The sequence below is a fragment of the Actinoallomurus sp. NPDC050550 genome, assembly GCF_040655075.1.
In the GTDB taxonomy this organism is placed as follows: Bacteria; Actinomycetota; Actinomycetes; order Streptosporangiales; family Streptosporangiaceae; genus Actinoallomurus.
In genome coordinates, this window is sequence record NZ_JBFAJC010000018.1 from 21,894 (window position 1) to 34,193 (window position 12,300).

The window sequence follows — 12,300 nt, forward strand, 5'->3', positions numbered from 1 at the left end:
TTTGACGCCGCCGTGGGCGGCAGATCTCGCCATTTTCCCGATTCGTGAGGTCAATACCGACGCCGTCGCGATGTTCGGGGGCTGACCGCAGGGGGCGTGAGCTGCGAATTTCCAGCCTGCACTACCTCGAACGGGCAGGGCGCTGGAGCGATTTCGGGCAGGTGGCGGGAGCGACCCGGGGGGTCGTGCGGTGATGCCATGTTCTCGTTCGCAGACCGCCCCGCCACCCCTGGAGGATCCGACCGATGAGCAGGTCGATCGCGCCGACGCCGCCCGCAACCGCAGTCCACGCCCCAGAACACGCGCGCCGACGCGGCCCGTTCGGGGTCGTCCAGCGGCATCCGCTGGTCGCGTTCTTCGTGCTGGCGTACGCGGCGAGCTGGCTGGCCTGGCTGCCGTACGTGCTGTCCGCCGACGGACTCGGGGTGCTGCACTTCCACTTCCCCAAGCTCCTGGGCGACACCCAGATCCCCGGCGTCCTCCCCGGCGCGTACCTCGGGCCGCTCGGCGCGGGACTGGTCGTCACGGCGATCACCGGCGGTCGGGAGGGGCTGCGGCACTGGCGGCGGCGGCTGTTCCGGCTGCGCGTGCGCTGGTACTGGTACCTGATCGTGCTGACCGGCGTCCCCGCCCTGCTGGTAGGCGGCACCCTCCTGATGCCCGGCGCCATCCACGGCCTCCACACGCCTTCGGTCGCGGTCGCCGCCGCCTACCTGCCCATGCTCCTCGTCCAGGTCCTGACCACCGGCATGGCCGAGGAGCCCGGCTGGCGCGACTTCGCCCTTCCGCTGATCCAGCGCCGTCACGGAGCGGCCCGCGGCACCCTCATCCTCGGCGTGGTCTGGGCCTTCTGGCACCTGCCGCTGTTCTTCACGAGCTGGTCGCTCGCCGGCACCCGGGCCGACACGGTCCACTGGTGGCTCACGGTCGGCACCTTCGTCGCGATGTGCGTGGCTATCAGCTACCTCATCACCTGGGTGTTCAACCACACCGATGAGAGCCTGCCCGTCGCCCTGCTCCTGCACGCGAGCAACAACACCGTCGCCAGCCTCGTCCTGCCGGAACTGTTCAAGAACACGCAGGAGTCGTGGATACTCACCGCCGGCGGCATCGGCTACGGCGCCGCCGCCGCGATACTCCTCATCGCCACCCGCGGCCGTCTCGGCTACCGCGGCCCCCGCGACTGACATCGAAGACACACCCAGGCTCCACCGGATACGTCTCCGGTGGAGCCTTGCCGTACGTGAGCCTGGCACCGGCCCGCTGAAAGCGGAGACGGGCACCGAAGATCTTTTCTCCGGGCGTGCGGTGAATTACCGTCTTGGCACCCACGAGCCAGGAGTCCGCACGATGCGCAACTCGGTACGCACCGCCCTCGCCGCAGCCGCGGCCACGCTCGGCGTGGCCGCCTGGTCGGCGGCCCTGCCGGCCAACGCCGAACCCGCCCCTCGAGGCGGAGCCCTGCACTCGCTCCGCAGCCCGACCGAGAACTTCTACTTCGTGATGGCCGACCGATTCAAGAACGGTGACACGGCCAACGACACCGGCGGTCTCGGGAACGACCGGCTGGTCTCCGGGTTCGACCCCACCGACAAGGGCTTCTACAACGGCGGCGACCTCAAGGGGGTCGCGTCGAAGCTCGACTACATCCAGGGGCTCGGGACCAACGCGATCTGGCTGACTCCCAGCTTCAAGAACAAGGCCGTCCAGCTCGAGGACGGCCCGTCGGCCGGCTACCACGGTTACTGGATCACCGACTTCACGCAGATCGACCCGCACCTCGGCACGAACGCCGACCTCGCGGCGCTGATCAAGGCGGCGCACGCGCGCGGCATGAAGGTCTACTTCGACATCATCACCAACCACACCGCCGACGTGATCGGCTACAAGCAGGGGGCACGCACGGCGTACGTCTCCAAGGACCAGAAGCCGTACCGCACCGCCGACGGCAAGCCGTTCGACGACCGCGACTACGCGGGCACCTCGACCTTCCCGAAGCTGGACCCGAACACCTCGTTCCCGTACACGCCGGTGCTCGACGACAGCGAGAAGCACCTCAAGAAGCCGGACTGGCTCAACGACGTGACGCTGTACCACAACCGCGGCAACACGACGTTCACCGGCGAGGACTCGCAGTACGGCGACTTCTTCGGGCTCGACGACCTGATGACCGAGAACCCGCGCGTCGTGCGCGGGTTCATGGACGTCTACGAGACCTGGATCAAGGACTTCGGGATCGACGGCTTCCGCATCGACACGATGAAGCACGTCAACGACGAGTTCTGGCAGACGTTCGGGCCGGGACTCGTGCGGTACGCGCGGGCGCACGGGAAGCCGGACTTCTTCATGTTCGGTGAGGTGGCCCTCGACGGTAGCGACGCGGCGGCGAAGAGCTTCACCTCGCACTACACGACGCACGACAGGATGCAGGCGGTCCTGGACTTCCCCTTCCAGAGCGCCGCGCGCGACTTCGCGTCACGGAGCCGGGGGAACGCCGCGCTGGCGACGTTCTTCCAGAACGACGACTGGTACACCGACGCGGACTCCAACGTCTACGAGCTGCCGACGTTCCTCGGCAACCACGACATGGGGCGCATCGGCTACTTCCTCAAGAGCGACAACCCGAACGCCCAGGACGCCGAGCTGGTCGCCCGGGACCGGCTCGCGCACGAGCTGATGTACTTCTCACGCGGCAACCCCGTCGTCTACTACGGCGACGAGCAGGGCTTCACCGGTACGGGCGGGGACCAGCTGGCGCGGCAGACGATGTTCGCCAGCAAGGTGCCGGAGTATCTCAAGGACGACCTGCTCGGGACCGACTCGACGCACGCGGTCGACAACTTCGACCCCGGCCACCCGCTCTACCGTACGATCCGGGAGCTCGCCGCGGTCACGAAGCAGCACCCCGCCCTGCGGAGCGGCGCGGAGCAGGTGCGCCACGCCTCCGACGGTCCCGGGATCTTCGCGTTCTCCCGCGTCGACCGGAAGCAGCAGCGGGAGTACGTCGTCGCGCTGAACAACGCCGCTACGGCGCAGTCGGCCGCCATCCCGACGTACGTCGCCGACGGCGGCTTCACGAAGGTGTACGGCCCCGGGGCGGCCACGCTGCACAGCAAGGGCGACCGGACCCTCGACGTGACCGTGCCGCCGCTGTCCGCGGTGGTGTACCTCGCGGACGGCCGGATCCCCGCGTCCAAGGCCGCCCCGCCGATCCGGCTCGACGCGCCCGCGCCCGCGGACGTGTCGCACGGCCGCATGCGCGTCAGCGCGAACGTCGCCGGCTCCTCGTTCGGCGAGGTGACGTTCCAGGCCAAGGTCGGGAACGGCCCATGGCAGTCGATCGGCACCGACGACAACGCGCCGTACCAGGTGTTCCACGACACCAGCGGCTACCGGACCGGCACCGCGCTGCGTTACCGCGCCGTCGTCCTGGACAACGCCGGTCACATCCGCTGGAGCGACGTACGGTCGACGGCCGTGCCGGCGCCGTCGGTCACCGTGACCGCCCCGAAGGACGGCGGCACCGTGACCGGCATCGACCCGGTGACCGTCCAGGCGAGCATCGACCCGGAGCGGGCGACGCAGTCGGTACGGTTCCAGCGCAGCGTCGGCGGCGGCGCCTGGACGGACCTGGGCACGGACACGTCCTCACCGGACTACGTCGTCACCGACGACGTCTCGAAGTTGCCGCTGGGCACGCAGGTCCGGTACCGCGCCATCCTGCTCGAACCCGGCTCGCGCCCCGTCACGAGCGCGCCGGTCACGGTGACGACCGCCGAGCCCAAGCCGGCGCGGGACCACGTGACGCTGGCCGGGTCGCTGCAGTCGGAGGTCGGTTGCGCGGGCGACTGGGATCCGGCCTGCGCGAGCAGCCGGCTGTCCTTCGACACGACCGACGGCCAGTGGCACGGCACGTTCACCCTGCCCGCCGGCGACTACGAGTGGAAGATCGCGATCAACGACTCGTGGACCGAGAACTACGGCGTGGGCGGGGCCGCCGGCGGTGAGAACCTGAAGCTCAGCGTTCCGGCGGGCGGCGCCAAGTACCGGTTCACCTGGAACCAGGTCACCCACGTCCCTGCGGTCGAGAAGGTCTCCTAGCCGATCTCGGCCCGTGTCGTTCGCCCGCCCCGGGAGCGAACGACACGGGCCCCGGCCGGCGCCGTGATCTGCGGCGAATGTCAGGCGGCGGTCTCCAGGAGGGACTCGGCGATCGCCGTACGGGCGTAGAGGACCGAGCGGCCGGCGCGGTGGGCGCTGACCATGCCCGCGTCGCGCAGCGCGGTCAGGTGCTGGGACACTCCGGCCGCGGATATGCCGGTGCGGCGGGCCAGCTCCGTCGTGGAGGCCGGCGCCGCCAGCTCGATCAGCAGGAGCGTACGGGAGCGGCCGAGGACGGCGGCGATCGCGTCGGCGTGTCGAACCGGGCGGTGCTCCCACAGCGTGCCGATCCCTCGGGCGGGGTAGGCGAGCTGCGGCGGCTCCGGCGGACGCGACCAGGTCAACACGTGCTCCGCGAATACGGACGGGACCAGGACCAGCCCTGGCCCGGCGGCCTCCCGCGAGACGGCACAGTGCCGGCGGACCAGCCGGAGGGTGTTGTCGTCCCACCTCAGCGTCGCGTGCAGGTCGTTGAACAGGTGACCGGTGCCGCGCTCGGCGACCTGCCGGGCGCGGTGGAACACGTCGGCGTCCAGCACGGCCCGGATCCTCGCCCAGTACGGGGCGAGGGCGAGCTCCCAGTAGGTTTCGATCTCCGCGCAGACCTGGGCGAGGCGGTCCGGTGGATCCGCGCGCAGGGCCGCGCGGCGCGGATCGTCGACCGCGAAGTGGTCGACGTCGCGCCGGACGTACTCGGCCGGAGTGGCGCGGATGACGGCCAGCTCGGTCTCGAGGTCGGGTGTCGGCTCGACGGGCGGCGGGGTGAGGAAGTCGGCGAGGTACCCCTGGGCCGGGATCAACCGGGCGAGCCAGCCGTCGTCGAGCCCGGCGGCGGCCACTCGCGGTCGTACCTGCTCCAGCCAGGAACGATGCACCGGATGCGAGGAGCCGGCGATCAGGAGCCGGAAGCTGCTGACGACCTCCCACATCGGGGAGATGGCGAGCCGGGTGAGCGCCAGGTCGTCCGCGGAGAAGGCCAGTTCGGACAGCATGGGCGCTCCTTGGATTCGGCCATGACTTAATCAATGGCCGTGAGTCTACGGCAGCCGCAGGATTTCGGTCATGCTCTCCACCTTCAGCGGGCTGCCCCGTACCGCCTGGATCATCTTCGCCGGGACCATCGTGAACCGGATCGGCTACATCGTGACGCCGTTCCTCGTGTTCTATCTGGGGTCGCGCGGCGTCTCCACCCAGCAGGTGCCGTACGTGCTCGGTGCGCTGGGGGCGGGCAACCTGATCGGGCCGGCGGTCGGCGGGCTGCTCGCCGACCGCATCGGGCGGCGTCCCACGATCCTGGCCGGGTTGCTCGGTACCGCCACCGCCCAGGGGCTGCTGTACGCCGCCCCGAACGTCCTCTCGCTGGCCTTCGCGGCCGTGCTCCTCAGCGGGGCGGGCAGCATGGTCGGCCCGGCCACCGGGGCCCTGATGACCGACGCGGTGCCCGTCGACGGGCGGCGCAGGGCGTTCTCGCTGTTCCACTGGGGCGTCAACATCGGCACGGCGGTGGCCGGCGTCCTCGGCGGGTTCCTCGCCGCGCACGGCTATTGGCTGTTGTTCCTCGTCGACGCGACGACCTCGCTGGCGTTCGCCGGCATCGCGGTGACGCTGCTGCCCGGCGGGCGCGGCAGGGCGACCCGATCCGCCGCCTCCACGAGCGGTGCGGGGTACGGCGTGGTGCTGCGGGACCCGCTGATGCGGGCGCTGCTCCCGCTGTTCGGGATCGGGCTGATGATCTACTCGCTCACCGAGGTGGCCCTGCCACTGGCGATCCGTGACGACGGGCTGTCGACCGCCACGCTGGGCGTGATGGCGACGCTCAACGCTGTCCTGGTGGTGGTCCTGCAACCGGTGGCCCTGCACGTGCTGTCGCGGTTCGCGCAGGTGCCCGTGTTCGTGGCCGGTAGCGTGCTGGTCGCGGTCGGCATCGCCCTGACGGGGGTCGCCCACAGCCCCTGGGCGTACGCGGGGACGGTCGTGCTGTGGTCGGCCGGCGAGGCGGCGGTCGGCGGCGTCGCCGGCGCGATCGTGGCGAGCCTCGCACCGGAGGACGCCCGCGGCCGTTACCAGGGCGCCTTCCAGTGGACCTGGGGTATCGCCCGGTTCATCGCCCTCTCCGCGGGCACCGGCGTCTACGCGTCGGTCGGGCCGGCGGCGGTGTGGTGGTTCAGCGCGCTCGCCGGCACCGCGGCGGCCCTGGGGGTCGGAGCCCTGGCTCCGAGGATCGCCCGTCGTCAGGCTCCGCCGTTGCCGGTGGTGCCGCCGGCGGACGAACTCCGCCCCGAGCCCGCGTCGGTCTGATCATCACCTCTGATCATCACGTCGGACCAGAATGACGTGCCCGTACTCGACGACGGTGCCGTCGGACCGCAGGGCGAGCACGAAGTCGTTGCCCGAAGAGATGGCCGTGATGCCCCGCAGCCAGCGCGGCGGGCTCGCCTGGCCGAACTCGTCCCGGCCCCAGCCGACGACGGTGCCGTCCCACCGCACCGCGCTCACGAACCCGGCGCTGGCGGAGACGTCTCGGATCCCGAAGACCCGGCGGGCGGAGGTGACCTGGCGGAACTCGTCGCCTCCCCACGCCGCGACGGTGCCGTCCGTCCGGAGGGCGACGGCGAAGTCGTTACCGGTGCTGATGGCGGTGATGCCGCGCAGGAAGCGCGTCAGACTGGATTTTCCGAACTCGTCGTTGCCGAACCCGACCACGGTGCCGTCGCTGCGCAGTGCGAGGCCGAAGTCGCCACCGGCGGAGACGGCGGTGATCCCCGTGAGGCGGTCGGCCGAGCTGACCTTCCGGAACTCGTCGCTTCCCCAGCCGACGACTGTGCCGTCCCACTTCACCGCCAGGGCGAAGTCGCCGCCGGCCGAGATCCCCCGGACGCCGCGCAGCCAGCGCGGCGGGCTGGCCTGACCGAACTCATCGCGCCCCCACCCGACGACCGTGCCGTCCGTGCGCAGTGCCAGCGCGAAGTCGTTCCCGGCGGAGATGGCCGTGATGCCACGCAGCCGGCGCGCGAAGCTGACCTGGCCGAAATTGTCCCTGCCCCAGCTGGCGACCGTGCCGTCGGTGCGCAGCGCCAGCGCGAAGTCGACGCCGGAGGAGACCGCGGTGATGCCGTGGAGCCGGATGGGCGGGATCGGCATCGGCCGGCCCGGAAGCGACGGCCTGGCCGACGCCGGACCGGGGGCGGCGCAGGTCAGCAGGGTCACGGCCGCGGCCGCCGCGCGCAGCACCGCACGCCGCCGTGGCGTTCGCGTTCTCGGCCACATGACGATCAGGCTCCCTACGAGATCGGCCGCACGGTGGATGTGGCGGCTGGCGGATGAAAACTCCATGCTCTCGTGCGATCACTGAGGGACACGATCGATTCCGGTCACGACAACGTCAGCAGCCGGAAAGGGAACGTCGCGAGCCGGACGACCTACCGAGCGAAAGGTCCATCTCATCCCCGCTTGTCGCGAGGATCGTCCGTCGTCAGGCCCCGCCGGCGCCCGCCACCGCTGCGGCAGGCACGGCGGCAACGGCCGCGCCTCACGTACCCGAGATCACGACCGAGCCGTCCCCCGCATGCCGAGGCAGCACGACGTGGCCGAACTCGACGACGGTGCCGTCGGACCGCAGGGCGAGCGCGAAGTCGTTGCCCGTGGAGATCGCGGTGACGCCGCGCAGCCAGCGCGGCGGACTCGCCTGACCGAACTCGTCGTTACCCCAGCCGACCACGGTGCCGTCCCAGCGCACCGCGTCGACGAACGCGGCGCTGGCGGAGACCCCGCGGATCCCGAAGACCCGCCGGGCGAGGGTGACCTGGCGGAAGTCGTCGGCGCCCCAGCCCACGAGAGTGCCGTCCGTCAGGAGGGCGAGGCCGAAGTTGGTGCCTTTGGTGATGGAGATGGCGCCGCGCACGAAACGCGCCAGGCTGGATTTACCAAACGCGTCGCTGCCGACGCCGACAATGGTGCCGTCGGTTCGCAGCGCGAGGCCGAAGTCGCCGCCGGCGGTCACGGCCGTGATCCCGGAGAGACGGTTCGCCGAGCTCACCTTCCGGAAGGTGTCGCTCCCCCACGCCACCACGGTGCCGTCCCACTTGACCGCCATGGACCAGTCGCCGCCGGCCGAGATCCCCCGGACGCCGCGCAACCAGCGCGGCGGGCTGGCCTGACCGAACTCATCGCGCCCCCACCCGACGACCGTGCCGTCCGTGCGCAGTGCCAGCGCGAAGTCGTTCCCGGCGGAGATGGCCGTGATGCCACGCAGCCGGCGCGCGAAGCTGACCTGGCCGAAATTGTCCCTGCCCCAGCTGGCGACCGTGCCGTCGGTGCGCAGCGCCAGCGCGAAGTCGACGCCCGCGGAGATCGCGGTGATGCCGTGGACCCGGACGGGCGGAATCGGCATCGGCCGGCCCGGAAGCGACGGCCTGGCCAACGCCGAGCCGGGAGCGGCACAGGTCAGCAGGGTCACGGCCGCGACCACCGCGCGCCGCCCTGGTGTCCACGTTCTCGGCCACATGACGATCAGGCTCCTACGAGACCGGCCGCACGGTGGATGCGACGGATGACAGATCCGCACCCCATGCTCTCGTGCGATCACTGAGAGACACGATCGATTCCGGTCACGACAACGTCAGCAGCCGGAAAGGGAACGTCGCGAGCCGGACGACCCACCGGCGAAAGATCCGTCTCGTCCTCGTTTGTCGGCGATCTCATTAAGATCATCTTTGTCATGATCACGCCGTCTCGTCTGACGGCGCTGTTGCCCCCCATTTCCAGGAGACGTACGGGTGCGAAGAATGACGGCGGCGATGGCCGCCCTGATCGCCGGTGCCACGGCCATGGTCGCCGCCCCCGCGACCGCCGGCGCGGCGTCGAAGCCGGCGAGCCTGTCGTGGCACGACTGCGGCGGCACGCAGAAGTCCGACTGCACGACGATCAAGGTGCCCGTCGACTGGGCGAAGCCGAAGAGCGCGACGTTCGACCTGGCGGTCGGCCGGCTGCCCGCCCTCGACCCGAAACACCGGATCGGCATCCTGCTCGTCAACCCCGGCGGGCCGGGCGTCTCCGGCATCGACTCGTACATCATCGGCCGGAACATCACGGACGACAGCGTCCTGCGGCAGCGGTTCGACATCGTCAGCTGGGACCCGCGCGGCGTCTCGCGCAGCCACCCGGTCCAGTGCAGCCAGGACCTACTCGACAAGGCGCCGACCGACTTCCCGAGCACGCAGGCCGAGTACAAGAGCCTGCTGGCGTACAACGCGAAACTCGGCGCCGACTGCCGCGCCAACACCGGGCCGCTGTTCGACCACGTCGACACGGTCAGCACCATCCGGGACATGGACGCCATCCGCGCGGCGCTCGGCGAGAAGAAGATCAGTTACTACGGAGGGTCGTACGGGACGCAGATCGGCCAGCAGTACGCCGAGCTGTTCCCGAGCCGCATCCGCGCGATGACGATCGACTCCAACATGGACCACAGCATCACGTCGGCGTACCGGTACCTCGAGACCGCGACGCGTGACTTCGAGTCGTCGTTCAACGCCTTCGCCGACTGGTGCGCCCGCACGAGCGGCTGCGCGCTGCACGGCCAGAACGTCCGGGCCGTGTGGGACGGCCTGTACGCCAAGGCCGAGAAGGGCACGCTGACCGACCCGTCGAACGGCAAGAAGATCGATGCCAACGGGTTGCGCGAGATCGCGTTCAGCCCGATGTACCGGCCGGGCGAGCGCTGGGCGGCACTGGCCACGAAGCTGGCGTCCGTCGCGAGCGGCAAGCCCACCGTCGGTACGCTCTCCTCGCCGGCCCGGCCCGCCCACGCGGACCTGGGCGAGAACTCCTACCAGGCCATCTGGTGCCAGGACTGGAAGTGGCAGGTGAGCGGCTTCGCCGAGCTGCAGCGCTACCGGAAGAACCTGGCGAAGATCGCGCCGCACACGCGCATGTCGCAGTTCTGGAGCGACATCACGAGCTGCCTCGGCTGGCCGTCGAAGGTGACGAACCCGCAGCACCGCCTGTCGGTCAAGGCCGGGACGTCCATCCTGGTCACGGCGAGCAAGTACGACGTGGCGACGCCGCACGTGTGGAGCACGACGGTTGCGAAGCAGATCCCGAGCGCCCGGCTCCTGCAGTACGACGGGGTCGGACACGGCGACTACCGCAACAGCCCCTGCGCGAAGGGCTACATCGAGACGTACCTGACCTCGCTGAAGCTCCCCGCCGCGGGCACGCACTGCGCGGCCGTCTGGCCCACCGGCACCACGCCGATGACGAAGGCCGCCGAGGAGCCCTCACGGCCGGTCCACTCATAACACGCGGCATCGATGAGAGACCCCGGGCGGACGCCGCCCGGGGTCTCTTCTCATCCGCGGGCGCCACGTCTCGAACGCCGCCGTGGTGGCCAGCACGATCGCGACGCCGAGGATCCAGCCCGCGACGACGTCGCTGACGTAGTGCACGCCGAGCAGCACGCGGCACATCCCGGACACCACGCTGAGCACCGCCGCGGCCGCCCAGGCGACCGCACGCCAGGCACCGCGCAGGACCGGCAGCACGATGAGCACGATCGTCGCGGTGCCCACCACCGTCATCAGCGCGTGCCCCGACGGGAACGACGCCCCGCCGGCGTGCGCGATCGGGCTGAGCAGCGCGGGGCGCGGTCGCCCGACGGCCATCTTGAGCCCTGCGGACAGTACACCCGCCACCAGCACGTTCACGGCGGCCCACGCGGCGAGACGCCGCGCGCCCCGGAAGAGCAGCCACGCCGCCGGCGCCAGGACGATCACGCGGAAGACCCAGGGGTGGAAGACGTACGCGGTGGCCCGCAACGGCCCGGCCAGCGCCCGGTGCCGCAGGACGAAGGTGTTCGTGTCGACGGTGGCGACGTCGTCGAGGTGCCGCAGCGGCGCCCACCGGGCGTTCACCAGGGCCAGCAGGACGACGAAGGGCACCGCGACGAGGAAGACGGCGGCGCAGGCCAGCGTCAGCCGCAGGCCGAGCGGCCCGTCGGCGCTGAACCGCCGACGCGTCCACCGGCGCACACTCTCCGGCCACATGTCCGAGCCCCTACCCTCCGCTCTCCCGCCGTACCGCGACGCGCGGTCCTCCTGAAGAGCAACGTACGGCGCGATCTCGGCGTCGCCCGGCGCCGAGCCGTCACGCTCAGCCCCGCCCGGCGGAAGGCGTACGGGGCCAGCACCCGGTCAGGACACGAAGCGTACGGGGACGACGCTCGGACAGGACGTGAAGCGTACAGCGCCGGATCAGCGCCGTCCGGTGTCGACCCGGGACGTACGGCCGGCGTGGTGTCGTCCGGCGGCGGGGGTCCCGACGTCCTCCAGGCCGCGCCGGATGCGCGGCAGGTCGAGGAAGCCGGAGACCAGCAGCGCGGCGCTCACCGCCGCCAGGCACCCGCCGACGACGTCGAGCAGGTAGTGGACGCCGAGGTACATACGGGCGATCGCCACGACACCCGCGAAGATCACTCCGGCCGCCATCGCCAACGGCCGTGGCCGCCCGCGCACGAGCATGCCCAGCAGCAGCGCCGCGGCGGCGGCGACGGTGGCGTGCCCGCTCGGGAAGCTCATCGCGTTGTCCGGCGGGATGAGCCACAACCGTCTCGGCGGCCGGTGCTCGGCGACCAGGGTCTTCACCGCGAAGGCGATCGCCAACGCCCCGACCATCACGCAGGCGGTCAGCAGCGCGTCGCGGCGACGCCGCAGCAGCCACAGCACCGCGGGAACGACGACCGCGGCGACGAGACCCACCTCCGCCTGAGCGGCGAGCGTGGCCGCCTTGGCGACCAGGGTGAAGACCGGCGTTCGCAGCGTGGCGAGATGCTCGTCGAGCCGGATGTCGGCGCGCGTCGAGGTGGACGTCTTCGCGATCAGACCCAAGGCGGCCACGGCCACCAGGAGCAGGACGCCACCCGTGATCTTCCCCCGGCTCGACACGTCCCGTCCTTCCGCTCGTTCCGCGGCATTCACCGCGCCCTCATGATCAAGACACGTTATCGCTGCGGTCGGCGCGGTGTGCGGCAGACCCGACACACGGGGCGACTGATCGACGGAATGCGCGGCGGGCTCGGCGTTCAGAAGGGATTCATAGATTCCTCTCAGCGAACGTGGCGGCGTCGCCAATACGTTCACCGGC

General features: G+C 71.0%; 9 protein-coding genes. 4 read left to right on the forward strand and 5 right to left on the reverse strand.

All coding sequences use genetic code 11. The annotated features are described in order from the left end of the window. The first annotated feature begins 245 nt into the window (after window positions 1–245). Both AB0I04_RS24400 and AB0I04_RS24405 read left to right on the forward strand, forming a co-directional pair. Window positions 246–1,187, forward strand: coding sequence for a type II CAAX endopeptidase family protein (locus AB0I04_RS24400; RefSeq protein WP_360888479.1), 942 nt, complete (start codon window positions 246–248; stop codon window positions 1,185–1,187). Between the two features lie 163 nt (window positions 1,188–1,350). Further along, window positions 1,351–4,101, forward strand: a complete 2,751-nt coding sequence (locus AB0I04_RS24405) for an alpha-amylase family glycosyl hydrolase (protein ID WP_360888481.1) — start codon at window positions 1,351–1,353, stop codon at window positions 4,099–4,101. A gap of 80 nt (window positions 4,102–4,181) precedes the next feature. Here AB0I04_RS24405 and AB0I04_RS24410 read toward each other — a convergent pair whose 3' ends face one another. After that, the gene (locus tag AB0I04_RS24410) at window positions 4,182–5,153 is read right to left on the reverse strand and encodes a DUF5937 family protein (RefSeq protein WP_360888484.1); all 972 of its coding nucleotides are present in this window, start codon (window positions 5,151–5,153) and stop codon (window positions 4,182–4,184) included. A gap of 70 nt (window positions 5,154–5,223) precedes the next feature. Between AB0I04_RS24410 and AB0I04_RS24415 the strand changes: the two genes are divergently transcribed. Beyond that, window positions 5,224–6,459: an MFS transporter gene (locus AB0I04_RS24415; protein WP_360888487.1), complete on the forward strand. Its 1,236-nt coding sequence runs from the start codon at window positions 5,224–5,226 to the stop codon at window positions 6,457–6,459. Between the two features lie 3 nt (window positions 6,460–6,462). Here the strand turns inward: AB0I04_RS24415 and AB0I04_RS24420 are convergent, their stop codons facing one another. Continuing rightward, window positions 6,463–7,428: a hypothetical protein gene (locus tag AB0I04_RS24420; RefSeq protein ID WP_360888489.1), complete on the reverse strand. Its 966-nt coding sequence runs from the start codon at window positions 7,426–7,428 to the stop codon at window positions 6,463–6,465. Window positions 7,429–7,690: 262 nt separating this feature from the next. Further along, the gene (locus tag AB0I04_RS24425) at window positions 7,691–8,665 is read right to left on the reverse strand and encodes a hypothetical protein (protein WP_360888492.1); all 975 of its coding nucleotides are present in this window, start codon (window positions 8,663–8,665) and stop codon (window positions 7,691–7,693) included. A gap of 280 nt (window positions 8,666–8,945) precedes the next feature. Between AB0I04_RS24425 and AB0I04_RS24430 the strand changes: the two genes are divergently transcribed. Next, window positions 8,946–10,460, forward strand: a complete 1,515-nt coding sequence (locus AB0I04_RS24430; RefSeq protein ID WP_360888960.1) for an alpha/beta hydrolase — start codon at window positions 8,946–8,948, stop codon at window positions 10,458–10,460. Here AB0I04_RS24430 and AB0I04_RS24435 read toward each other — a convergent pair. Then, window positions 10,455–11,204: a phosphatase PAP2 family protein gene (locus AB0I04_RS24435; protein WP_360888494.1), complete on the reverse strand. Its 750-nt coding sequence runs from the start codon at window positions 11,202–11,204 to the stop codon at window positions 10,455–10,457. The two genes, AB0I04_RS24430 and AB0I04_RS24435, sit on opposite strands and share 6 nt — an antisense overlap. Before the next feature lie 207 nt (window positions 11,205–11,411). Next, complete coding sequence (locus AB0I04_RS24440) at window positions 11,412–12,101, reverse strand: phosphatase PAP2 family protein (RefSeq protein ID WP_360888497.1); 690 nt, start codon at window positions 12,099–12,101, stop codon at window positions 11,412–11,414. Between the last annotated feature and the right edge of the window lie 199 nt (window positions 12,102–12,300).